This window comes from Sphingomonas sediminicola, from assembly GCF_049991885.1.
GTDB classification, from domain to species: domain Bacteria; phylum Pseudomonadota; class Alphaproteobacteria; order Sphingomonadales; family Sphingomonadaceae; genus Sphingomicrobium; species Sphingomicrobium sediminicola.
Genome location: NZ_CP178916.1, coordinates 1,113,178 through 1,135,605, shown reverse-complemented (window position 1 = coordinate 1,135,605; position 22,428 = coordinate 1,113,178). Strand labels below are relative to the sequence as shown.

General features: G+C 63.1%; 18 protein-coding genes and 2 pseudogenes. 7 read left to right on the top strand and 13 right to left on the bottom strand.

Going from position 1 to position 22,428, the window contains the following annotated elements:
- Positions 1-2: 2 nt before the first annotated feature.
- The 4 genes and pseudogenes from rsmA to ACMC5O_RS05870 all read right to left on the bottom strand — a co-directional run bounded on the left by rsmA (position 3) and on the right by ACMC5O_RS05870 (position 5,532).
- A pseudogene (gene rsmA / locus ACMC5O_RS05885) lies at positions 3-831 on the bottom strand (16S rRNA (adenine(1518)-N(6)/adenine(1519)-N(6))-dimethyltransferase RsmA).
- On the bottom strand, positions 828-1,832 hold the full coding sequence (gene pdxA / locus ACMC5O_RS05880) for a 4-hydroxythreonine-4-phosphate dehydrogenase PdxA (RefSeq protein WP_426693422.1): 1,005 nt from the start codon (positions 1,830-1,832) through the stop codon (positions 828-830). Before pdxA ends, rsmA begins: the two are co-directional and overlap by 4 nt.
- Positions 1,833-1,857: 25 nt before the next feature.
- The gene (locus ACMC5O_RS05875) at positions 1,858-3,219 is read right to left on the bottom strand and encodes a peptidylprolyl isomerase (RefSeq protein WP_187709542.1); all 1,362 of its coding nucleotides are present in this window, start codon (positions 3,217-3,219) and stop codon (positions 1,858-1,860) included.
- A 69-nt stretch (positions 3,220-3,288) separates the two neighbouring features.
- Entirely contained in the window at positions 3,289-5,532 is a 2,244-nt protein-coding gene (locus ACMC5O_RS05870) for an LPS-assembly protein LptD (protein WP_187709543.1), read from the bottom strand.
- Positions 5,533-5,704: 172 nt separating this feature from the next.
- Here ACMC5O_RS05870 and ACMC5O_RS05865 point away from each other — a divergent pair, with 172 nt between their 5' ends.
- The 3 genes from ACMC5O_RS05865 (at position 5,705) to ndk (ending at position 8,126) form a co-directional block, all read left to right on the top strand.
- Positions 5,705-7,180 carry a leucyl aminopeptidase gene (locus ACMC5O_RS05865; protein WP_426693421.1) on the top strand — a complete coding sequence of 492 codons (1,476 nt, stop codon included), beginning with the start codon at positions 5,705-5,707 and terminating at the stop codon, positions 7,178-7,180.
- Positions 7,181-7,187: 7 nt separating this feature from the next.
- Positions 7,188-7,628 carry a DNA polymerase III subunit chi gene (locus ACMC5O_RS05860; RefSeq protein WP_426693420.1) on the top strand — a complete coding sequence of 147 codons (441 nt, stop codon included), beginning with the start codon at positions 7,188-7,190 and terminating at the stop codon, positions 7,626-7,628.
- A gap of 75 nt (positions 7,629-7,703) precedes the next feature.
- Positions 7,704-8,126, top strand: a complete 423-nt coding sequence (ndk, locus tag ACMC5O_RS05855) for a nucleoside-diphosphate kinase (RefSeq protein ID WP_187709545.1) — start codon at positions 7,704-7,706, stop codon at positions 8,124-8,126.
- On the opposite strand, the gene ACMC5O_RS05850 is transcribed toward ndk, so the two are convergent.
- The 4 genes and pseudogenes from ACMC5O_RS05850 to purM form a co-directional block, all read right to left on the bottom strand.
- Positions 8,123-8,644: a hypothetical protein gene (locus tag ACMC5O_RS05850; RefSeq protein WP_187709546.1), complete on the bottom strand. Its 522-nt coding sequence runs from the start codon at positions 8,642-8,644 to the stop codon at positions 8,123-8,125. The two genes, ndk and ACMC5O_RS05850, sit on opposite strands and share 4 nt — an antisense overlap.
- Positions 8,641-9,003, bottom strand: coding sequence for an MmcQ/YjbR family DNA-binding protein (locus ACMC5O_RS05845; RefSeq protein WP_187709547.1), 363 nt, complete (start codon positions 9,001-9,003; stop codon positions 8,641-8,643). Before ACMC5O_RS05845 ends, ACMC5O_RS05850 begins: the two co-directional genes overlap by 4 nt.
- Positions 9,000-9,559, bottom strand: a pseudogene (gene purN / locus ACMC5O_RS05840) (phosphoribosylglycinamide formyltransferase). The gene ACMC5O_RS05845 and the pseudogene purN overlap by 4 nt, the downstream one beginning before the upstream one ends.
- The gene (purM, locus tag ACMC5O_RS05835) at positions 9,552-10,625 is read right to left on the bottom strand and encodes a phosphoribosylformylglycinamidine cyclo-ligase (protein ID WP_187709548.1); all 1,074 of its coding nucleotides are present in this window, start codon (positions 10,623-10,625) and stop codon (positions 9,552-9,554) included. The pseudogene purN and the gene purM overlap by 8 nt, the downstream one beginning before the upstream one ends.
- 63 nt (positions 10,626-10,688) lie before the next feature.
- On the opposite strand from purM, the gene ACMC5O_RS05830 reads away from it, so the two are divergent.
- Both ACMC5O_RS05830 and ACMC5O_RS05825 read left to right on the top strand, forming a co-directional pair.
- Positions 10,689-11,966 carry a heavy-metal-associated domain-containing protein gene (locus ACMC5O_RS05830; RefSeq protein WP_187709549.1) on the top strand — a complete coding sequence of 426 codons (1,278 nt, stop codon included), beginning with the start codon at positions 10,689-10,691 and terminating at the stop codon, positions 11,964-11,966.
- Complete coding sequence (locus ACMC5O_RS05825; protein ID WP_187709550.1) at positions 11,963-12,586, top strand: DnaA ATPase domain-containing protein; 624 nt, start codon at positions 11,963-11,965, stop codon at positions 12,584-12,586. The genes ACMC5O_RS05830 and ACMC5O_RS05825 overlap by 4 nt, the downstream gene beginning before the upstream one ends.
- Here the strand turns inward: ACMC5O_RS05825 and ACMC5O_RS05820 are convergent.
- Both ACMC5O_RS05820 and rnd read right to left on the bottom strand, forming a co-directional pair.
- A complete protein-coding gene (locus ACMC5O_RS05820) occupies positions 12,583-12,864 on the bottom strand; it encodes an I78 family peptidase inhibitor (RefSeq protein WP_187709551.1) in 282 nt (93 codons plus the stop codon). The genes ACMC5O_RS05825 and ACMC5O_RS05820 overlap by 4 nt on opposite strands.
- Entirely contained in the window at positions 12,857-14,041 is a 1,185-nt protein-coding gene (gene rnd, locus ACMC5O_RS05815) for a ribonuclease D (RefSeq protein ID WP_187709552.1), read from the bottom strand. The genes ACMC5O_RS05820 and rnd overlap by 8 nt, the downstream gene beginning before the upstream one ends.
- 99 nt (positions 14,042-14,140) lie before the next feature.
- Between rnd and aspS the strand changes: the two genes are divergently transcribed.
- The gene (aspS, locus tag ACMC5O_RS05810) at positions 14,141-15,916 is read left to right on the top strand and encodes an aspartate--tRNA ligase (protein WP_187709553.1); all 1,776 of its coding nucleotides are present in this window, start codon (positions 14,141-14,143) and stop codon (positions 15,914-15,916) included.
- Positions 15,917-15,922: 6 nt separating this feature from the next.
- Here aspS and ACMC5O_RS05805 read toward each other — a convergent pair whose 3' ends face one another.
- Genes ACMC5O_RS05805 through ACMC5O_RS05795 form a run of 3 tightly spaced genes read right to left on the bottom strand, consistent with a single transcriptional unit; the run spans position 15,923 to position 16,770 of the window.
- A complete protein-coding gene (locus ACMC5O_RS05805; RefSeq protein WP_187709554.1) occupies positions 15,923-16,192 on the bottom strand; it encodes a DUF5985 family protein in 270 nt (89 codons plus the stop codon).
- 3 nt (positions 16,193-16,195) lie between these two features.
- A complete protein-coding gene (locus tag ACMC5O_RS05800; RefSeq protein WP_187709555.1) occupies positions 16,196-16,477 on the bottom strand; it encodes a DUF5985 family protein in 282 nt (93 codons plus the stop codon).
- Between the two features lie 2 nt (positions 16,478-16,479).
- Entirely contained in the window at positions 16,480-16,770 is a 291-nt protein-coding gene (locus ACMC5O_RS05795) for a hypothetical protein (protein ID WP_187709556.1), read from the bottom strand.
- A 285-nt stretch (positions 16,771-17,055) separates the two neighbouring features.
- Here ACMC5O_RS05795 and ACMC5O_RS05790 point away from each other — a divergent pair, with 285 nt between their 5' ends.
- Positions 17,056-22,428 carry a HAMP domain-containing protein gene (locus ACMC5O_RS05790; protein WP_426693419.1) on the top strand — a complete coding sequence of 1,791 codons (5,373 nt, stop codon included), beginning with the start codon at positions 17,056-17,058 and terminating at the stop codon, positions 22,426-22,428.

The window sequence follows — 22,428 nt, the reverse complement described above, 5'->3', positions numbered from 1 at the left end:
CGTTAGGCGCGGGCCGAAAGCTCGCGCGCGACTTCAACGAATTCCGCGACGCTGACCGTTTCAGCGCGCCGAGAGCTGTCGATGCCGAGACGCTGCAGCGCTTCTAGCGCGCCGGGCAGATTCTTCAGGCTCGACCTCAGCATCTTTCGCCGCTGGCCAAATGCAGCCTCCGTCAGTCGTTCGAGCACGGCAGCCTTCACGCCCCCGGGCATGTTCTTCGGCACAATGTGGACGACCGCAGACATGACCTTGGGCGGCGGGACGAAGGCCGAGCGGTGCAAATTCATGACGATCCGGGCGTCCGATCTCCACTGGGACAGAACGGACAGACGTCCGAAGTCCTTGCTGCCGGGAGCCGCGACGATTCGCTCCGCCACCTCTTTCTGGAACATGAGCGTCAGCGAGCGCCACCACGGCGGCCACGGCCCGCTTAACCAACGCAGGAGCAAGGCTGTTCCGACATTGTAGGGAAGGTTCGCGACGACGTGCGCGCCTTCGCCCGCCTCGGTGGGCTCGTCGATGGTCAACGCGTCGGCATCGATAATCCGGAGCTTGCCCTTGTGCCGCGCTTCCAGCTCGGCGAGGGCCGGGATGCAGCGGCGGTCGCGCTCAACCGCGACGACCGAGGCACCGGCTTCAAGAAGAGCATTGGTAAGGCCGCCGGGACCCGGACCCACTTCATAGGCGGTTAGGCCTTCCAGGGGCACCTGGAACCGCGGCGATGCGGGCCAGCAACTGGCGGTCGAGGATGAAGTTCTGGCCCAGCGACTTGCTTGCCTGGAGCCCATGCCGCGCGATCACATCGCGCAGCGGCTCCGTTGCTTCAATCACTCGACGAGTTCCCGGTTCGCCGAGCAGTACGCGGCCATCCGGATTGCCGACGCCATCGGCCTCGGGTCGGCCCGATCCTGACCCGCAATGTCGAATGCTGTGCCGTGGTCCGGTGCAGTCCGGATGATCGGCAGCCCCAGCGTGACGTTGACGCCGTCTTCGAAATGCAGGGCTTTCAGAGGGATAAGCGCCTGGTCGTGATACATGCAGAGCGCCGCGTCGTAGCGGGCACGAGCGGCAGCGTGGAACATCGTGTCGGCAGGATGGGGGCCGGTGACTCGCCATCCCTCCGCCCGAAGCGCCGCAATCGCAGGCTCGATCAGTTCGACCTCCTCGCGGCCGAGCATGCCACCTTCGCCGGCATGGGGGTTTAATCCGGAAACGGCGAGCGTGGGTTCGGCAATCCCGAAGTTTCGCTGGAGGCCGCGAAGCGTCGTACGCCCCCGTGCCTCGACTAGAGCGGCCGATAGCTCGTGCGGAACTTCGGCTAGCGGGACGTGCGTGGTCACAGGAACTGTCCGAAGGGTAGGCCCAGCAAGCATCATGGCGACATTGCCGTGAGACACGCCGCAGCGCTCGGCGACGAATTCGGTTTGCCCAGGGTGGGAAAAGCCGATGCCGTAAAGCTGCTCTTTGGAAACCGGACCAGTGACTACCGCTCCCGCGGAGCCGGAACGGGCAAGCCCTACAGCGATTTCGAGAGAATCGAGCGAGCAATGGGCGCCCGACATGCTCGGACGTCCAGGCAAATCCCCGTCAGCCGATGAGATCTGGATCAGCGGCAGTGCATAATCGAAGACCGAGTCCGCTTGCCGTGGATCGTCGATGAGCTCGAGCGGGCCGTCCCAGACGTGCGCGATCGACCGTGGATCGCCAATCGCCACGAACGGCGGAAGATCGAAAGTGGCGCGGCCGTCCCAGCACTTCGCTACGACCTCCGGTCCGATCCCGGCGGGATCGCCCAAGGAAACTGCAAGTGGCCGGGACGGAGTTTGCACCATCAGCCCCGCTCGTGGATCCTCAAACCTAACGGAATTCGATCACCGCATCGCGGCGCAGGTCGCGGAGGTAGCGGCGGGCACGAAGATTCACGCGCTCTTCGCTGAGCTGGTTGAAGACCTGGTCGAAGGTCGGTGCGGTCGGATCGGCTTCGTCGCGGCCGCAGATCACTAGAGTGCGGACGCCTTCTTCGATCGATCCAAACGGACGCGTGGCCTGGCCGACCTGCAACGGAAGCATGATCTCCTGGAGCGCGGGCGGGAGCTCGCGAAGCCGGATCTGGTCGCTCTGGACGACTTCGCCATTGAATTCGCCGGCGATGCGATCTGCTCCGCCACAGCCGCCGACATTCCGAGCCGCTTCCGCGAACTTCGCCACGCGAGCTTCGGCCTGGGCACGCGTTGTGCCGGCCGGGAAAGTGATCGAGACCTGCTTGAGGCTCAGGACTGCATTCCTGGGATCGGCAGAAAGAATTTTGCGCGCATCCTGGATCGCGATGATCGAGACGCCGCCCGGGACGGGGATCGGCGCGCTGACCTGGCCGGCGCCCATGCTCCGGAGCACGTTCCCCAACTGCTCGGGAAGTTGTTCCGGGCGGACCCAGCCGAGGTCGCCACCCACCGCCGCCGTCGAAGCTTCCGAATATTGCCGGGCATAGCCGGCGAAGGATGCACCCTGACGTAGCTGGCCGATGATCTGGTTGGCGTTGGCCATCGTCTGCTGCATCTTGTCGCTGGTCGACGACAGGAAGATCTCGCTGACGCGATATTCCTCGGTTCCCTTCGAGGCGTTCAGTCTCTCGAGGACGGCTTTCACTTCTTCGTCGCCGACGCTGATCGTATTCTCGATCTTCGCCTGCTGAAGGCGCCGCCAGGCGGTTTCGCCCTCAATTTGGCGACGGAGCGAACGCACCGATGAACCGTGCGTCTTGAGGTAGGCGCTGAGTTGATCGGAATTCATCTTCACGCCTTCGGCAACGCGGCCGAATGTGCGGTCGATGTCCTTGTCCGTGACCTTGATCTCTGCGGTCTTGGCGGCCTGGATCTGAAGGGTCTCGTCGATCAGGTTACGAAGAACCTGCTGACGAAGCTGGTCGATCTGGTCGCTGGGAAGCTTGCCTTCATTCGCAATTGCCAAGAGCGCGAGGCGCTGGTCCACGTCGGTCTGTGTGATGACCTCGCCGTTGACGATCGCAGTCGCCTTGACGACCGACGGCATGGCCTGGCCGAAGATCTGGGGATTGTCGGGCAGCCGCAACGCGCTGGCGCTGCTTGTGGCTGGAGGCGAGTCTGCCGCATCCTGCGCCGCTGCTGCAGTCGCTACGGCCAGTACGAGCGCCGCTGCTGCATAACGAGCGCGGGCCGGGAAAAAATCGGATGCTGCGAACAAGTGCGGAAATCCCTTGTAGTTCAATTGAATGAGCGGATTAGCGTTTATTCAGCCCCGCTGAACGCAGGCTTAGCGGCCGAGCCCCTTGAGCGACACCCGGAACGAGAAGGTGCTCCCTTCGCGGAACCCGCCAATTCGCTCATAGTCCCGCCGCCACGAGACGCCAAGCGCAATGCACTCATCCTCGTAATCGATGCTCAGGCGGTGCCGGACAGGCTCGAATCCGTCGGAAACGGATAGCGGATCCTCGCTTGCGTCGGTCAGGTCGAGGACGGTCGCGCCGAACACCGACCAATGCTTGGCGAACTTGATCCGGGCCGCGGCGCGAAGCTCTTCCTTGTCGCGAAGGTCCTCGATTGATTCGTCGATGTCCCGGTTGAGGCGGAGATAGCCGATCTGGGCATAGGTCTCCTCGCCGCCGACGGTCAGGTCGATCTCGTTCCGGCGGAAAGCCATGTTGTCCTTGTCGATCCGGAAGCGATGCGTGATGTCAATCAGCCGGCCGTAGCGGACCCGAGTCCGTCCGACGATATCCGAGACGCGATCAGCAAGTCCCGTTCCGCTAGGAAAGATCTCGCCCTTCTTCTTGATCCGATAGCTCTGACCGATCGTGGTCATGATCGACAGCTTGGGCCGGTCGTAGGACCAGTCGAGCCCATAGGTGATCCGCGAGCTGTCCTCCCAGCGGTCGTATCCGGGGAAGCGGCTGAGCGCGAAGAGATTGCTGTCCTCCAACTCGATCGCGCGGGCGTCTTCATTCGGAATGTCGAGATTCGGAGTCGGCGGCGTCAGGACGACCTGGAAGCGCGGAGAGAATTTCTGCGTTCCACCGAAGAGCGGACCGACGAACGGCCATTTTACGTCCGCTGCAAGCGCCCCGATTCCCCGCGCGTGCCATCCGTCTTCGCCGCGATAAAGTGGGACTTCGGTGCTCGCGGCGTCCTTCGTGTGGTAGATGTCCCCGCGCGCATAGCCGGTGAAGGTCACTTCCTGGCCCCAGTTGGTCAGGCGTCGCAGGTCCCAGCGCGCGCTTGCGAAGGCACGCTGCGTGTCCTGGCCTTCGATGCGGAGGATCGCGAGGCTGTTCGCTTGTAGTTCCAGCGTTCCGCCGAGCATCGGCGGGTCCAGCCGGAACCGCGCATCGATAGCGGGCAAAGCAATCGGAATGCGCTTCTGGACGTCGTCGACGCGCAGACCTTCGAAAGCCCAGCCGGCGATGGAGATGTAGCTATTCGGGCTGATCCGCTCTGCGTTGATGAAGCTGCGGAGGCGGTCGTCCTGGGTAATGTCGTAGCGGCGAGTCACCGTTTTGTCGGTCGCGATCCGGATCGAGCTCGTCACACTCCACAGCGGATCGACCTGCGCTTTCCCGTTCGCCTCGAAGTAGCCGCGGAAACCCCTGTTCTCGGTTTTCTCCGGTTCGCCGAGCTCGGTCAGTCGCTCGATCCGGCCATAGGTGAGGAAGCCGCCGACCTGGAATGCGCCGAGGCGGTTGAGTTCCCGGTAGCGCGTCTCGATGGCAGGCAGCAGACCGGTATAGAGGTGCGGAGTAATGGTGAGATCGCGGTTCGGCCCGAACCTCTTGTAATAGGGGAAGGCGAGCTTGAGGCCCCGGCGATGCGAGATGCTGATGTCCGGGACGAGGAAACCGCTAATCCCTCCGCCATCGCCGCCCGTCGCCAGGCTGAAGATTGGGAGCAGTGGGAGCGTAACGCCGAAAATCCGGATCCGTCCACCCTGGAAGCGGACCCGATCGGCCTTGGGATCGTAAGCGACGCGGGCGGCGGTGATCGCCCAGCTGGGGTTACGCGGGCAGCCCGTTTCGGTCGTGACCGGGCAAGGCGAGTAGATCGCGTTGTCGAGCACGGTGATTTCGCCGGTCTTGCGCCCCCTAGTCGCAGCAATGCGGCCACCGCTCTCCAGCACGATCAGCAGGTTCTCCACGGTCCCGTCGCGCAAGGTATCCGTCAGGACGACATTGTCGCCGACGAACTTGTCGCCCTCAGGGTTCACCACGACGACATTGCCCTGGGCGCGGACCTGACCCGACTTGCGGTCCCAGACGACCTGGTCGGCGGCAACGTAATTGCCGTCGCGGGAAAGTCTTACCTGGCCGATCGCTGTGACGAGATCGGCTTCGCTGTCGTAAGTGACCTGGTCGGCGCTGAATTCGACGACCTCATCGGTTTCCGGAGGTGCGACATCTGACGGCGGAGCCTCGGCGGCCGGCAATGATGCCGGTGCGGTCTCTTGGGCGGTGGCAATCGCGGGAGCAAGCGAGAGCGGGAGAGCCGTCCACCAGGCAAATCTCATACGCAAAAGATGGTCCCGCCGCTCAACCCTGGTTTCAAGCCCAGCCAGCCTATCGCACCTTGGCAGGCAGTCCACAATCCGCCTTGCATGGGAGGCCTTTGCTATTGCGGCGGGTGGGTCTTAAGAGGCGCTGCATATCCGTCAGATCAAGACATTCGCAGGACTTTCCTTGATGAAAATTCGTTTTGCCGACAGCCGGCCTTCAGGCGATTTCGCCCTCGTGCTTCCAGTCTCGGGTAAGAACCGTATCGCGCTCGACAGCCTGGGCGCTGACAGGTCTGCGGTCGACGCCGCGCTGAAGAGCCAAAGGTTCGAGGGGGATTCCGGAAGCGCGGCCGAGCTGTTCATTCCCGCCGACGGTGGCGTTCGGCGCCTGATCGTCGTCGGTACCGGTGATGGCACGGGTCCGTCCGAGGCAGCCGAGAAGCTTGGCGGCGCCCTCGTGGGGCGCCTGCTGACCTCTGGCGAGAAGCAGGCCGTGCTCGACCTTTCGGGGCTTAACTATGATGCGGATTCGGCCGCTCGCGTCGCGCTTGCCGCAGCGCTCCGGGCTTGGCGGTATGACCGTTACCGGACGAAGCTCAAGGACAAGCAGAAGCCGACCTTGACGGAGCTGACGATTGTCGGTGCGCCGGCGGATTCGGCGGGCATCTGGGAGAAGCGCTGGAAGCCCGTTTACGAAGGGGTGGGCCTCACTCGCGAACTGGTGACCGAGCCTGCGAACATCATCTACCCCGAGACCTTCGTCGAGCGCGTCCAGGCCGCCGTCAAAGGTTCCGGCCTTGAAGTCGAAGTGCTGGATGGTGCGGCGATGAAGAAGCTGGGCATGGGCGCGCTGCTCGGTGTCGCGCAAGGCTCCGTCCGTGACGGGCGCCTGCTCATCCTGCGCTGGAACGGCGGCAAGGACGGCGACGCGCCCGTGGCTTTCGTCGGCAAGGGAGTCACGTTCGACACCGGCGGCATCTCGATCAAGCCGGCTGCCGGCATGGAAGCCATGAAGTGGGACATGGGCGGCGCCGGAGCAGTCGCGGGCGCCATGCTCGCGCTCGCCAAGCGCAAGGCAAAGGCGAACATCGTCGCAATCTGCGGACTCGTCGAAAACATGCCTGACGGAAATGCGCAGCGGCCCGGCGACGTCGTGACTAGCATGTCGGGCCAGACCATCGAGGTGATCAACACCGACGCGGAAGGTCGGCTCGTGCTTGCCGATGCGATCACCTACGTCCAGCGCAACTACAAGCCGAAGATCGTTGTCGACCTCGCGACGCTCACGGGCGCTATCGTCATCAGCCTTGGTCACGAGTTCGGCGGCCTGTTCACGCCGGACGACGACCTCGCCAACCAGCTGCTCGACGCTTCCAAGTCGTCGGGCGACAAGCTCTGGCGCCAGCCGATGGCGGAGTCGTTCGACAAGCTGATCGATTCGCCGATCGCCGACATGAAGAACGTCGGTCCCCGCGAAGGCGGCTCGATCACCGCCGCCCAGTTCATCCACCGGTTCGTCGAGAACGGCACCCGGTGGGCGCATCTCGACATTGCCGGCATGGCCTGGTCGGACAAGCCGAACAGCACGTACGACAAGGGCGCGACCGGTTATGGCGTAAGGCTCATCGATCGCTTCGTCGAAGCGTCGGTGGAGGCACGCTGACGCCTGGATGCAGGTCGACTTCTACCAGCTCGGACGAACGCCGCTCGAGCAGGTGATTTCCGCGATTTCGCAACGGCTCCTCGTGGAGAGGAAGCGCCTGCTCATCGTCGCGGAGGACGAAAATCTGCTGGGGAGGCTGGACCGCATGCTCTGGGATCAGGGGGCGACCAGCTTCCTGCCCCACGCGCCTTCGGGCGGAAGCGATGACGCCCGCCAGCCTATCCTGCTGTCGAACAGTAACGATGCGCCTAACCTCGCTCGGAACGTGCTGATCGCCGACGGCCAGTGGAGAGAAGTGGCGCTGACCTTCGATCGCGCATTCTACTTGTTCGATGCCGCGACCCTGGAAGGCGCGCGCGTGGCCTGGAAGCTGCTCGCAGGCAGGGAAGGGATCGAGCGCCGTTACTGGGCTCAGGACGAGCAGGGGAAATGGGTCCAGAAGAGCTGACCCTTGCCCCGTCTACCGCGTGCCGCTAGGCGCTGCGGCTAATCCCAACCCTTTGTTTCAGGAGACCGCACGGCCATGGCCGCTACGCGCACCTTTTCGATCATCAAGCCCGATGCCACCCGCCGCAACCTGACCGGTGCGATCACCAAGAAGCTTGAGGATGCGGGTCTCCGCGTCGTTGCTTCGAAGCGGATCCACATGACCCGCGATCAGGCGGAAGGCTTCTACGCCGTTCATAAAGAGCGTCCGTTCTACAACGACCTGTGCGCCTTCATGACGTCGGGTCCGGTCGTGGTTCAGGTCCTCGAGGGTGAGAACGCCGTCCTTCGCAATCGCGAAGTGATGGGCGCGACCAACCCCGCCGATGCCGCCGAAGGCACGATCCGCAAGGAATTCGCTGAATCGATAGAGGCCAATTCGGTCCACGGTTCGGACAGCGACGAAAATGCGAAGATCGAAATCGACTTCTTCTTCAAGCCCGAAGAAATCGTCGGCTAACGGCTCAGGCTGACTAGTCGCAGGGAGCGGCCGCCGAACAGGCCGCCGCCTTCCCACCGATAACTGATTACGTAGGAGCCGGTGGCCGACTTGTCGGCGCCGGCTTCTACATATTTGGCGACCATCCGGGCGCGGACACGGTGCGTGCCTTTTCCGTCGGCTGCCGACTTTCCGAGGGCGGATTCGACATCGCTAGCGCTGAGTTGGCCGTCGCTTCCGACTTCGATGGCGTCGGCCTCGGGAAGCGCGACGGTCAGCGATTGAAGCGCATGGCTGTCTTCGACGGGCGTGATTTCCAGGCTTCGCCCGTCGCTTTGCACCTTGCCGCGGAGCGTGAGCGGAATCGCCTGCCTCTTTTCGACGACAGTCGTCGGGCCCTTGTCGCCGCTATCGGTCTTCCAGCTGATCCAGACTCCGACGGCGGAGACGAGCAGGGCTGCGATCGCGATCGATTCGCCGAGGGTTACCCAGCGGAGGCGCGATCGTCTCTTGGCTTCGTTCGAAGGCGAATCGTTCATCGGCCACCTGCTTCGAGCAAGCGCCGCGGCGCCGCAAGCTCCCAGCTTTCCGCGATGCGGTCGGCGACATGGCCCCAGTCGACCGCTTCGCCCGTCAGATTCACCGAAATCCAGCCCGCATGATGAAGGTAAGCCGGCTTCGAATAGGTCTCGGGATGACTCTCAAGCAGCATCGCCTGTTCGTCGAGACTGCTGGTTCGAACGCAGACGACCGTCTTTCCGTCGCTGTGGTGATTGTCGCGAAATTGCGCGAACTGCTTTCCGGCAACGAAGAAAGTCGCTTGGCCGTGCGAGAGTCGTTCTTCGGTCTCGGGCAGTTCCAGGGCCGCCTGCCGCACGCGGTCCAATGATTTCGTCATCGCTTCACGAACTCGCTGAGAATTCTCGGATACAGCTCATGCTCGGCCGCCAGGACGCGTTGTTCTAGCGTCGTAGGTGTGTCGCCGGGCTCGACAGGTACTTCAGCCTGGCCGAGCACTTCGCCCGCATCGAGTTCCTCAGTAACGATATGCACCGAACAGCCCCCGGCCGCGTCGCCGGCTTCAAGCGCGCGGGCGTGCGTATCCAGGCCCCGATATTTGGGAAGGAGGGAAGGGTGGATGTTGAGGATTCGCCCGCGCCATTGCCCGATGAACCAAGGAGAGAGGATTCGCATGAAACCAGCGAGGGCGATCGTGCCCACGCGGTGCTCTTCCAGGGCCGCGCTCAATGTTCGGTCGAACTCTTCCTTGTCGACTCCCTTGCTGTCCAGGCCCAGGTCGGAAGGCCCCGCTCACGGGCCCAATCCAGGCCAGCCGCCTGCGGTTTGTTGGAGGCGACGAGCGCGACTTCAAAGCCGGTCGCTTTCTCGGCGAGCGCCTGCATGTTGCTGCCGCGCCCGGAAATGAGGATAGCGACCCGGCGGGGATCACGCATTATGCGTTGCGGTCCAGCTGCCCTCGGGACCGTTCACGGTGCAGCCGCGCGGGCCTTCGTCTATCCGGCCAATTCGGGAGACGGTTTCGCCTGCCTGTTCGAGAAGCGCAGTGACGCCGTCGGCCTCGGAGGCAGCGACAACAACGACCATCCCGACGCCGCAGTTGAAAGTCCTGACCATTTCCGCAGGATCGACGTTGCCTCCCTCGCGGAGCAGTTCAAAAACCGGGAGCGGGACCCAGGCGCCGGCATCGATGACGGCATGCCGGTTGGCCGGAAGCACGCGCGGAATGTTCTCCAGCAGCCCGCCGCCGGTGATGTGCGCCAATCCTTTGATTCGCCCCTGCTGGACGAGCGGGAGCAGCGACCGCACGTAGATTCGGGTCGGTTCGAGAAGTATTTCGCTTAACGTTCGGCCTTCCGCCCAAGGGTAGCGCGCGTCGAGATCCCAATTGCGATCCGCGATGATCTTGCGAACGAGCGAGAAGCCATTGCTGTGGACGCCTGAGCTGGCGAGGCCGAGAACCATGTCTCCCGGCGCGATTTCCTTCCCGGTCAACACTTTGCTGCGATCGACGGCGCCAACGCAGAACCCCGCGAGGTCGTAGTCGCCTTCGGAATACATGCCCGGCATTTCGGCCGTTTCGCCGCCAATCAACGCGCAGCCTGCCTGGCGGCAGCCATCGGCGATGGATGCGACAACTTCGGCCGCGATGGCATTGTCGAGCTTTCCGGTCGCGTAATAGTCGAGGAAGAACAACGGCTCGGCGCCCTGGACGATCAGGTCGTTGGCGCACATCGCAACGAGGTCGATGCCGACGCCGCGATGATTGCCCGCCTCGATCGCGAGCTTCAGCTTGGTTCCGACGCCGTCGTTGGCGGCCACCAGCAGTGGATCATCGTAACCTGCCGCCTTCAGGTCGAAGAATCCGCCGAAGCCGCCAAGCTCCGCATCGGCCCCCGGCCGGGCGGTTGAGCGGGCGAGCGGTCCGATCGTTTTGACGAGCGCGTTCCCCGCGTCGATCGACACTCCGGCGTCTGCATAGGTCAGCGGCTTGTTGGACATCAGGGGCCGCCTAGCCACAAGCCGCTTGGATTTCCACGCCGTTGTCGCCAAAAGGCAGCGCGAATGCTCCGCCGCCGCCTCGTTTCCCTTCTGATCCTGCTCTCCGCGGTCCTCGGTCTATCGGGGGTGCTCTACGCGCAGATGGAAGCGGGTGAGCGCGGCATTGCGCCGATCGACAGCTCGGGGACGCTTGAAGTCACCGGAATTCATGTCGACGTGATGGGCAAGGACGGCCAGTCGGCTCGCTACGAAGGTTGGCGCATCGCCCAGCGGCAAGGGTTCAGGGCATATTGGGCCAAGGCGCACAACCGCCCTGTGACCGAGGCACCGACCGTTCCGGATTCGACTCTGGACGAACTGGTGAGCTCGATTGTGGTCGAACGTGAGCAGATCGGGCCGAATCGCTATATCGCCGACCTCGGAATCCTCTTCGACCGGGCCCGCTCGGCGGAAATACTCGGCGTAGGCGGAGACGTCCGCCGTTCGGCACCCATGATTCTTGTGCCGGTCCTCGTTACAGCAGGCTCAGAGACCTCCGTCGAACTTCGCAATCCTTGGCAGCGGGCGTGGGCGGAGTTCCGGACTTCGCAAAGCCCGATCGATTACGTCCGGGTCACCGGCTCCGGAATTGATCCGCTGCTGGTGAATGCGGCGCAGACGGATCGGCCAGGTCGCGGCTGGTGGCGTAACATCATCGACCTGTACGGAGCTGCGGACATCCTGGTGGCGCAGGTGGAGTTCCAGCGCCTCTACCCGGGTGGACCGGTCTTCGCGAAATTCGTTGGCTATCATGGGCCGGACAGGCAGCCGGTCGGCGCCTTCACCATTTCAGCGCCTGCCGGTGCAAGCGCGCTCCAGGTCATGCGGGCAGGTGTGCAGCGCATGGATCAGATATTTGCAGAGGCGCTTGCCGACGGCAGGCTGGTACGCGATCGCAGCCTCGACATTCCTGAGCCTCCGCCACCGCCGGAAGTCGTTGAAGAGGCGCCGAAGCCGGTCGCTGGACGGCCGTGGACATACCAGGTGCAGATCGTCTCGCCCGACGTGAACATCTATAACTTTGCCATGGCCCACCTTCGCACGACTGGCGGCGTCGACCAGGTTGTTCCGGTGAGCATCAATCCGGGCGGCGTCAGCTATGTGAACGTCACCTTCCGCGGCGAACTGCCAGCCCTTCGTGCGGCCCTGACGGCTCGCGGCTGGAGCGTCGAGCAGAATGGATTCGTTCTGCGTATGACTTCCTCTGGAAAGGGGCCGCCGCCTCTGGCGCCGCCCGCCCCGCCTCAGCCGGCCCAGCCTGCGCAGGCCCCTCCGGCCAACCCACCCAGGGGAAATGAATGAAGCGCGGCGCGGACCAGATCGCGCTTCCCCTCGACTGGCCCCAGACAGAAGGCGAATCGCGCTTCATCGTCTCCGACGCCAACCGCGAGGCGTTCGAACATTTCCGTCACTGGAGCATGTGGCCGGTCAAGGCGACGGTCCTGACGGGCCCTCGAAGGTCCGGCCGCACTCTGCTCGCGCGAACCTTCGCCGAGCGCGTCGGCGGTCGCCTGATCGATCAGGCTGACACCCGGGACGAGGAGGAAGTTTTCCACGCATGGAACGACGCCCAGGACAGTGGCCTTCCGTTGGTGATGGTCGCTGACGAGGCGCCCCCGGCTTGGGCGCCCAGGCTTCCCGATCTGCGCACTCGGCTGGCGATCACCCCAATTGCGAGGGTCAATCAGCCCGACGACAAGCTGTTCGGGGCGTTGATTCAGCTATTGTTCGCGGATCGCGGGCTGCATGTACCGCCCGATGCTCTCCGCTTTATGTCCGAGCGGCTCAGTCGCGAATATTGGACAGCGGAGCGCGCCGTCGAGGAAGTCGACCGTTTCGCCATTGCCGAGCGGGCGCGGGTGACCATGCCCACCATCCGGCGTGCGCTGTCACAGGCAAGAATGATCGGCGACGCGGCCTAGCTGCAGCTGACTCGCTCGATCTTGTTGTTGGCGTCCAGATAGATCGTCACCCGGTCGGCGCTGAACTCCATCGTGACGACCGAGCCGTTCGGTACCCAGCGCAGTACATGAGCGCCCGATTTGCTCATGATCTCGGCACCGATGTCGGCGGTCGCGTCCTGTCCGGCGAAAGCGCTCAGCCCCTTGTTGCTGCAGGAGCCGGCGAGAGCGGGTCCATCTGCTGGGACGGTGCTGCAGGCAGCAGCTAGGAGCGGGGCTAACACGACCAGCTTACGCATCGACCGTTTCCTGCTCCACGACGCGGCTCATCTTCAGCTTCCCGTTCTCGATCGCAAAAGCCAGCCGGCCCTCGACGAGATCGAGCGCGTCTCGGCCGAATTCCTCGAACCTCCAGCCACTCAATATGTTCAAATCCTTGCGAACGCCGGCCGCGAGAGCTTCCAGGTCGTCCGATCGCGCGATCAGCCTCGGAGCGACACCGGTTTCTTTCGCCCGGATCTTGAGGAGCAGCTTGAGGAGGTCGCTAACCAAAGCGGCGTCCTTAGTAAGGCCAGGCCGACGCGGCTCGCGATCGGGAAGCTCGTGCGGCTCCAAAGCAGCTGCCGCCTCGACGGCAGCCATCAGGCGAGCGCCGATATCGTTTGTCCGCCACCCCGCGGAGAGCCCGCGTACCCGTCCAAGGTCATCCTGCGTCTTCGGAGGGTGTGCGGCGAGCTCGCCGAGCGTATCGTCCTTCACGATCCGGCCTCTCGGGATATTCTTCGTCCGTGCCTCGGTCTCGCGCCATCCGGCGAGCGCCTTTAGGCGACCGAGCACCGCAGGATTTCGGCTCGGAAGTTTCAGGCGCTTCCACGCGTCTTCAGGCTCAAACGCGAAGCTCATCGGATTCGCGAGCCGTTCCATCTCCTCGTCCAACCATCCACCGCGGCCCGTCTTCTTCAGCCGGTTCAGCAGCTTCGGGAAGACGGTAGCGAGGTGGGTTACGTCGGCGATTGCATAGTCGATCTGGCGCTTGTCGAGCGGCCGGCGGCTCCAATCGGTGAAGCGCGCCCCCTTGTCGATGTTGTGACCGAGCATCGATTCGATGAGGTTGGAGTAACCGACCTGCTCACCGTGCCCGAGCGCCATGGCCGCGATCTGGGTGTCGAACAGGGGCGAGGGCGTCTTGCCGGTCAGGTTGTAGATGATTTCGAGATCCTGACCTCCCGCGTGGAAGACCTTCAGGACTTCCTCCTGCTTCACGAGCAGGTTGAGGAGAGGGTCGAGGTCGATATCCGCCTTCGGATCGATTGCCGCGGCTTCTTCCGGGCTCGCGATCTGGATCAGACAGAGGTCCGGCCAATAGGTGTTCTCGCGCATGAACTCGGTGTCCACTGCGACGAACGGGTGCTTGGAGAGGCGCTCGACAAGGGGAACCAGGTCATCGGACCGGGTGATCAAAGGATGGATTCGCATGGGTCTGGGGCGGCATTAGCGGCCAGTGGCCGGGTTGACAAAAGGCTTTGCGCCAGTGAGTGCCGCCGCGAATTTCCGAACATCGCTATCGGCAGGCAAATGCACCCTTATCGCACTCATAATTGCGGGCAGCTCCGCGCTTCCGACGTCGGCTCGTCCGTCCGTATCTCCGGCTGGATCCATCGGAAGCGGGATCACGGCGGCGTCCTGTTCATCGACCTTCGCGATCATTTCGGGATCACGCAGGTAGTGGCGGCCGCTGGAAGCCCGATGCTCGAGCAGCTGGACGCTTTGCGCGCCGAATCGGTTGTCTCGATCACTGGTGATGTCGTTGCTCGCGGTCCGGAGGTCGTGAACAAGAAGCTTCCGACGGGTGAGATCGAGGTCGTTGCCCGTGAAGTGGTCGTCCAGTCGGCCGCAGCCGAGCTGCCCATGCCGGTCGCTGGTGAGCAGGACTATCCGGAAGATATCCGCCTCAAGTACCGCTACCTCGACCTTCGCCGGGAGCAGGTACACGCGAACATCATGCTTCGCTCGGCGGTGATCAGCTCGATCCGTCGCCGCATGATCGACCAAGGCTTCACCGAGTTCCAGACGCCGATCCTGACCGCCAGCTCGCCGGAAGGCGCGCGCGACTATCTCGTCCCAAGCCGCGTCCACCCGGGCAAGTTCTATGCGCTCCCGCAGGCGCCGCAGATGTTCAAGCAGCTGATCATGGTCGCGGGCTTCGACCGCTATTTCCAGATCGCGCCCTGTTTCCGCGACGAAGACGCTCGCGCCGACCGTAGCCCGGGCGAATTCTACCAGCTCGACTTCGAGATGAGCTTCGTCACCCAGGAGGACGTGTTCAATGCGATCGAGCCGGTGCTCTCGGGTGTGTTTCAGGAGTTCGCGAACGGTCGCTCAGTCACTCCGGCCGGAGAGTACGTTCGCATCCCATATAAGGAAGCGCTGCTAAAGTACGGCAGCGACAAGCCAGATCTCCGTAATCCGCTGCTAATCACCGATGTCTCTGAGCATTTCAAAGGCTCGGGCTTCGGCCTGTTCGCCGGCCTGGTCGAGAAGGGCGCAGTCGTCCGCGCGGTCCCGGCTCCGGGCACCGCCGAAAAGAGCCGCAAATTCTTCGACGACATGAATGAGTGGGCACGGAGCGAAGGCTTCGCGGGTCTCGGCTATGCAACCCGCAAGGGTGGCGAGTGGGGCGGCCCGATCGCCAAGAACCATGGCGAAGAGGGCATGAACCGCATTGCCGAGGCGATGGGCCTCGGCCCTGACGATGGCCTCTTCTTCGCTGCCGGCAAGGAAGATGACGCAGCGAGGCTCGCGGGGGCTGCTCGTACGCGCGCCGGTGAGCAGCTCGACCTGATTGAGAAGGACTCGTTCCGCTTTTGCTGGATCGTCGACTTCCCGATGTTCGAGTACAATGACGATCAGAAGAAAGTCGACTTCTCGCACAATCCATTCTCGATGCCGCAGGGTGAGATGGAGGCGCTGGAGACCAAGGACCCGCTCGATATCCTGGCGTGGCAGTACGACATCGTCTGCAACGGCGTAGAGCTGAGTTCCGGGGCGATCCGGAATCACCGTCCGGACATCATGTACAAGGCGTTCGAGATTGCCGGCTATTCCAAGGAAGAAGTCGACACGAACTTCGCGGGCATGATCAATGCCTTCAAGTTCGGCGCACCTCCGCACGGTGGATCGGCTCCGGGTATCGACCGCATAGTCATGCTGCTGGCCGACGAGCCCAATATCCGCGAGGTCATCCTCTTCCCGATGAATCAGAAGGCGGAAGACCTGATGATGAACGCCCCCGCGACGGTCATGCCGAAGCAGCTCAAGGAGCTTCACATCCGGATCGTCGACCCCGCCTAGAGCGGCTCAATTGCCGGCAGAGACGCGATTCTTCCGGTAGATCGCGAAGAGGATCAGCAGGAATGCCGTAAGGCGGAAGAGATAGATAGCTCCTCTTTCCTCTGTCGGAATGTCTGCCAGCGCGAGGATCGACTGGCCCACCCCCAGCAATGCGAACGCCAAAGCGAAGGCGAGGAACAGCCCGTCCCGCGAACGGTGCCAGTAGCGCAGGAAGAACAGCCCGCAGACCAGGAAGCCAAAGGCGACGGCGCCGGATAGGAAGTCGTACAGGGTCATCGATCAGTCCTCTGCAGCGTCCCAGATGAAGCCCCAAATCAGCGAGACGACCGCCGCCAGCGCCAGCAGAAGTCTCGGTAAACGCAGGTCGGTCTCGGGTTGGGGCCAGACCACGAGATCGAGGACGAGGACCAGGTTGTTCAGCGCGAGGAATGCGAAGCAGATGCTGCTCCACAACAGCAAGCGGATACTTGAGCGGCTGTAGCTGCGCCCGAGTAGCCACGCGCAGGCGGAGCTCGTCAGGAAACACAGGACGTAAACGACTGCCGGGAAGACTTCGCTCATCCTCAGTCCTTCCGCAGTTTGAAAGCGTTTGCGAACGCCGCAGCACCGCTGGTCGTCGAGGAGACGATTGCGCGGCGGACCGCGTCGGGCCGGACGGTGTAAACCTGCTCGAGCTGATCGACGCAGGCGGCGACCTCGTCGTTGACCGGCATGTATACTGCCCCCTCGGCTTCGGTCGACGCTAGACCGGCCGATACGAGCGCGTCGAGAGCCTTGCTGACCACGAGTTCGCTCGCCCGCATGGTGGCAACCAGCTCGTCCCGCGACCAGACGCGTTGGTCGCGCTTGAGCATGAGTAGGAGCTCGAGGGCCCATACCGACCGAAAGCTGGATCCGATGAACCGGAGAAGGTCTTCGGAAGGACTCACTTCGGATTGTCGGGAATGAGCAGTCCAGACATAGGACCGGCCCTAGCGAGCCAATGCGTGCTCACGCAACCGCCGAAATGACCTATCCAAAGTGAGGTTCATTTTTATGAAGCGGAAACTAATTCGGTCGACTAGTGTCTTGTTCGCCGCAGCCGGGGGGCTGCATGTTTTCAACCGGGCGGGGGGAGTAAAACCGACCGGAGAGTAAGAGTGAACGTCCAAGCCCAGCGGGACTTTATCGACCGCCGCCAGCTCGTCAGCGCTCTTCGTGCGCTGAGACGGGGCGACTTCACCGTTCGTTTGCCCGAGGCCGTCGATGGAATCGACGGCGAGATTGCCAGCCTCTTCAACGAGGTGGTCGGCATGAACGAGGCGATCACCGAGGAATTCGAGCGCCTGTCGAAGGTCGTCGGCAAGGAAGGCAAGATCACCCAGCGCGCCCGTGTTCGTGGTGCCAGCGGCGGGTGGGACAGCAAGCTTCGAGCCGTCAACGAGCTCATCGACGACATGGTGCAGCCGACCGCGGAAGTTTCGCGAGTGATCGGCGCGGTCGCGAAGGGCGACCTTTCTCAATCGATGACCACGGAGATCGACGGACGTCCGCTGCGGGGCGAATTCCTCCGTATCGGCAAGATCGTGAACACGATGGTCGAGCAGCTCGCGTCTTTCGCTTCCGAAGTGACGCGCGTGGCCCGCGAAGTGGGCACCGAGGGCAAGCTCGGTGGCCAGGCACGCGTGAAAGGCGTCGCCGGGACCTGGGCCGACCTGACCGACAACGTGAACGCGATGGCCACCAACCTTACCGGTCAGGTCCGCAACATCGCCGAGGTGACCACCGCGGTTGCCCGCGGCGACTTGTCCAAGAAGATCACCGTGGAGGTGAAGGGCGAGATCTTGGAGCTGAAGAACACCATCAACGTCATGGTGGACCAGCTCAACGGCTTCGCGTCGGAGGTGACCCGCGTGGCTCGCGAGGTGGGCACGGAAGGAAAGCTGGGCGGTCAGGCGCGTGTCGAAGGCGTCGCCGGTACGTGGAAGGACCTCACGGACAATGTGAACCTGATGGCTGAGAATCTCACCGGCCAGGTCCGCAACATCGCAGAGGTGACCACCGCCGTGGCTCGCGGCGACCTCTCCAAGAAGATCACCGTCGACGTGAAGGGCGAGATCCTCGAGCTCAAGAACACCATCAACACCATGGTGGATCAGCTCAACGGCTTCGCTTCGGAAGTGACTCGCGTGGCCCGCGAGGTCGGCACTGAAGGCAACCTCGGCGGACAGGCGCAGGTGCCGGGCGTTGCAGGCACGTGGAAGGATCTCACCGACAACGTGAACCTGATGGCCGCGAACCTTACCGGCCAGGTGCGTAACATCGCCGAAGTGACCACCGCCGTGGCTCGCGGTGACTTGTCCAAGAAGATCACCGTCGACGTGCGCGGCGAAATTCTGGAGCTGAAGGACACCATCAACACGATGGTGGACCAGCTCAACTCGTTCGCGTCCGAGGTGACCCGCGTGGCCCGCGAAGTGGGCTCGGAAGGCAAGCTCGGCGGTCAGGCGCAGGTGGAAGGCGTTGCCGGGACCTGGGCGGACCTTACCGACAGCGTGAACCTGATGGCCGGCAATTTGACCGGTCAGGTCCGCAACATCGCCGAAGTGACCACCGCCGTCGCCAAGGGCGACTTGTCCAAGAAGATCACCGTCGACGTGAAGGGTGAAATCCTCGAGCTGAAGAACACCATCAATACGATGGTGGACCAGCTGAACGCCTTCGCCTCCGAAGTGACCCGCGTGGCCCGCGAAGTGGGAACGGAAGGAAAGCTGGGCGGTCAGGCGCAGGTTGAAGGCGTCGGCGGCACGTGGGCCGATTTGACCGACAACGTGAACCTGATGGCCGCGAACCTGACGGGTCAGGTCCGCAACATCGCCGAGGTGACGACGGCCGTGGCGCTGGGCGACCTATCCAAGAAGATCACCGTCGACGTAAAGGGTGAAATCCTTGAGCTGAAGAACACCATCAACGTCATGGTGGACCAGCTGAACTCGTTCGCATCGGAAGTGACTCGCGTTGCCCGCGAGGTCGGCACCGAGGGCCGCCTCGGCGGTCAGGCGCAGGTGGAAGGCGTCGGCGGCACCTGGAAGGACCTCACCGACAATGTGAACGCCATGGCCGCGAACTTGACGGGCCAGGTGCGCAACATCGCCGAAGTGACGACCGCCGTGGCCAGCGGCGACCTGTCGAAGAAGATCACCGTCGATGTGAAGGGCGAGATCCTTGAGCTCAAGAACACCATCAACGTCATGGTGGACCAGCTGAACTCGTTCGCATCGGAAGTTACGCGCGTGGCGCGCGAGGTGGGAACGGAAGGAAAGCTCGGCGGTCAGGCACAGGTGCGCGGCGTCGGCGGCACCTGGAAAGATCTCACCGACAATGTGAACCTGATGGCCGAGAACCTCACCGGCCAGGTCCGCAACATCGCCGACGTGACCACCGCGGTCGCGAAGGGCGACTTGTCGAAGAAGATTACCGTTGACGTTAAGGGCGAAATTCTCGCCCTCAAGAACACGATCAACACCATGGTCGATCAGCTCAACGGCTTCGCGTCCGAAGTGACCCGCGTGGCTCGCGAAGTGGGTACCGAGGGCAAGCTCGGCGGTCAGGCGCAGGTGCCGGGCGTCGGCGGCACGTGGAAGGACCTTACCGACAACGTGAACCTGATGGCGACCAACCTCACCAATCAGGTCCGCGGCATCGCCGAAGTCGTGACCGCGGTTGCTCAGGGCAACCTCAAGCGGAAGCTGACCGTGGACGCCAAGGGCGAAATCGCGGCCCTCGCCGACACCATCAACTTCATGATCGATACGCTTTCGACGTTCGGCGACCAGGTCACGAACATGGCCCGCGAGGTCGGCATCGAAGGCAAGCTCGGCGGGCAGGCGAGGGTGCCGGGCGCCGCAGGCTTGTGGCGCGACCTCACGGACAACGTGAACCAGCTCGCCGCGAACCTGACCAACCAGGTGCGGTCGATCGCCGAAGTGTCGACCGCGGTGACCAAGGGCGACCTTACCCGCTCCATCGCCGTCGAGGCGCAGGGCGAGATGGCTGCGCTCAAGGACAACATCAATGAGATGATCCTCAACCTGAAGGAGCAGACGCTCAAGAATGCGGAGCAGGATTGGCTGAAGACCAACCTCGCCCGCTTCTCGCGCATGCTTCAGGGCGAGCGCGATCTCGCGACCGTGTCGAACCTGATCATGTCCGAGCTCGCGCCGCTGGTGAACGCGCAATACGGCGTGTTCTACGTTTCCAAGCGCGAGGACGACGAGACCAAGCTCGAGCTGGTCGCCAGCTACGGAGCGGAGAGTCAGGACGAACTGAAGCAGGAATTCGGCCTTCGCGAAGGCCTGATCGGTCAGGCGGCTGCGGATCGCCGGCCCATACTCCTTAAGGACGTACCGCCCGATTTCATCCGCATCGGCTCCGGACTTGGTCATGCCCGTCCCGCGAGCGTCAGCATCCTGCCCGCGCTGTTCGAAGACGAAGTGAAAGCGGTCATCGAGCTCGCTTCGTTCAACGAGTTCAACGAAACCCACCAAAGCTTCCTCGACCAGCTGATGGAATCGGTCGGCATCGTCTTGAACACGATCGCTGCGACCATGCGCACCGAGGGGCTCCTCAAGCAGTCGCAGCTGCTCACGCAGGAACTTCAGGCTCGACAGACTGAGCTCACCCGCAAGCAGCAGGAACTCCACGCGACCAACGAGGAGCTTCAGGAGAAAGCGCAGCTGCTCGAGAACGAGAAAAAGCAGGTCGAAGCGAAGAATATCGAAATCGAAATGGCCCGCCGAGCGGTCGAGGAGAAGGCCGAGCAGCTTGCGCTCACCTCGAAGTACAAGTCCGAATTCCTGGCGAACATGAGCCACGAGCTGCGGACGCCGCTCAACTCGCTGCTGATCCTGTCGAAACTCCTGTCCGACAACGCCCAGGGGAACCTCAACGACAAGCAGGTGGAGTTTGCGAAGACCATCAACTCGGCCGGCTCGGATCTTCTCAACCTCATCAACGACATTCTCGATCTTTCGAAGATTGAGTCCGGAACGGTGACCATCGAGGTCGGCGAAATGCCCGTGCAGCACCTCAAGCAGCACATGGAGCGCACGTTCCGTCAGCTCGCCGCGGACAAAGGCCTCGACTTCAACGTCGAGGTCGAAGGCAAGCTGCCGCAGACGATCCGCACCGACGAGAAGAGGCTGCAGCAGATCGTCCTCAACCTGCTGTCGAACGCCTTCAAGTTCACCTCGAAAGGCAGCGTTACCCTTGGAATCAGCTGTGCCGAGAGCGGCTGGAGTCCCAACCATCCGGTACTACGCAATGCCGACCGCGCGATGGAGATTTCGGTCACGGATACCGGCATCGGTATTCCCGAAGACAAGCAGAAGCTCATCTTCGAAGCCTTCCAGCAGGCGGACGGCACGACGAGCCGCAAATATGGCGGTACGGGCCTCGGGCTTTCGATCAGCCGCGAAATCGCACGCCTTCTGGGGGGTGAGCTTCAGGTGCGTTCGAAGCCAGGCGAAGGCTCGACCTTCACGCTCTACGTGCCGCTCGAAGCGGAATTGACCTCCACAGCCGCGATCGGGACGCCTGCGCGCTACGACAACAGCGGTGCGGTCGTTCCCACCGCCCTGCCGACCGAGTTCGAGGTCAGCGACGATCGGGACCGGATCGGCAAGGATTCGTTCGTGCTCATCGTCGAGGACGATCCAACATTCGCATCCATCCTACTTGATGCGGCGCATGAGGCTGGATTGAAGGGTGTCGTCTCGACTGCGGGGGCGGGCACACTCAACATGGCGCGCAAGCTTCAACCAACGGCGATAACGCTCGACCTGGGCCTAGCCGATATCGACGGCTTCGTGCTCCTCGATCTCCTCAAGCACGACCCTGAAACCAAACATATTCCGGTGCATGTGATTTCCGGCGCCGACCGAAGCCGGTCGGTTATTGGCATGGGCGCTTCGGGGGTGACGGAGAAGCCTGCGGAGCGCGACGAATTGGTCCGGATCTTCCGTCCGCTGGTCGAGGAATTGCAGAAGCAGAAGCCGCGTCGGCGCAAGAAACTCGGCGATGCGCCCCTGCCGTCGACACGGCCGGTTCCTGAGCTTGCCGGAGCGAAAGTTCTGATCGTCGACGACGACATTCGCAACATCTTCTCCCTGACAAGCGTTCTGGAAAGTCACGATGTTGAAGTGCTCCATGCGGAGCGGGGTAAGGACGGTATCTTGATCCTGGAGCAGACGCCGGGCGTCGATGCGGCGCTGATCGACATCATGATGCCGGAAATGGACGGCTACGAGACTATGCAGCAGATCCGCAGGCGCCCGGAGCTGGCGGACTTGGCGCTTATCGCCGTCACCGCGAAGGCCATGAAAGGCGATCGCCAGAAGTGCCTCGATGCCGGCGCATCCGATTACATCGCGAAGCCCGTCGATATCGAGCTGCTGCTTGCGTTGCTCCGGGTCTGGGTGGCGCGGGCGCGCGAAGCCTCGGCATCCTCCGCTCCAATGGAGGCGGCAGAGTAA

What these genes read in the sequence shown, in the direction of transcription:
- pdxA (WP_426693422.1), bottom strand. Translation starts at nt 1,832, where the DNA reads ATGGTGCAAACTCCGTCCCGGCCACTTGCAGTTTCCTTGGGCGATCCC.
- ACMC5O_RS05870 (WP_187709543.1), bottom strand. Translation starts at nt 5,532, where the DNA reads ATGAGATTTGCCTGGTGGACGGCTCTCCCGCTCTCGCTTGCTCCCGCG.
- ACMC5O_RS05865 (WP_426693421.1), top strand. Translation starts at nt 5,705, where the DNA reads ATGAAAATTCGTTTTGCCGACAGCCGGCCTTCAGGCGATTTCGCCCTC.
- ACMC5O_RS05860 (WP_426693420.1), top strand. Translation starts at nt 7,188, where the DNA reads ATGCAGGTCGACTTCTACCAGCTCGGACGAACGCCGCTCGAGCAGGTG.
- ndk (WP_187709545.1), top strand. Translation starts at nt 7,704, where the DNA reads ATGGCCGCTACGCGCACCTTTTCGATCATCAAGCCCGATGCCACCCGC.
- ACMC5O_RS05850 (WP_187709546.1), bottom strand. Translation starts at nt 8,644, where the DNA reads ATGAACGATTCGCCTTCGAACGAAGCCAAGAGACGATCGCGCCTCCGC.
- ACMC5O_RS05845 (WP_187709547.1), bottom strand. Translation starts at nt 9,003, where the DNA reads ATGACGAAATCATTGGACCGCGTGCGGCAGGCGGCCCTGGAACTGCCC.
- purM (WP_187709548.1), bottom strand. Translation starts at nt 10,625, where the DNA reads ATGTCCAACAAGCCGCTGACCTATGCAGACGCCGGAGTGTCGATCGAC.
- ACMC5O_RS05830 (WP_187709549.1), top strand. Translation starts at nt 10,689, where the DNA reads ATGCTCCGCCGCCGCCTCGTTTCCCTTCTGATCCTGCTCTCCGCGGTC.
- ACMC5O_RS05825 (WP_187709550.1), top strand. Translation starts at nt 11,963, where the DNA reads ATGAAGCGCGGCGCGGACCAGATCGCGCTTCCCCTCGACTGGCCCCAG.
- ACMC5O_RS05820 (WP_187709551.1), bottom strand. Translation starts at nt 12,864, where the DNA reads ATGCGTAAGCTGGTCGTGTTAGCCCCGCTCCTAGCTGCTGCCTGCAGC.
- rnd (WP_187709552.1), bottom strand. Translation starts at nt 14,041, where the DNA reads ATGCGAATCCATCCTTTGATCACCCGGTCCGATGACCTGGTTCCCCTT.
- aspS (WP_187709553.1), top strand. Translation starts at nt 14,141, where the DNA reads ATGCACCCTTATCGCACTCATAATTGCGGGCAGCTCCGCGCTTCCGAC.
- ACMC5O_RS05805 (WP_187709554.1), bottom strand. Translation starts at nt 16,192, where the DNA reads ATGACCCTGTACGACTTCCTATCCGGCGCCGTCGCCTTTGGCTTCCTG.
- ACMC5O_RS05800 (WP_187709555.1), bottom strand. Translation starts at nt 16,477, where the DNA reads ATGAGCGAAGTCTTCCCGGCAGTCGTTTACGTCCTGTGTTTCCTGACG.
- ACMC5O_RS05795 (WP_187709556.1), bottom strand. Translation starts at nt 16,770, where the DNA reads ATGCTCAAGCGCGACCAACGCGTCTGGTCGCGGGACGAGCTGGTTGCC.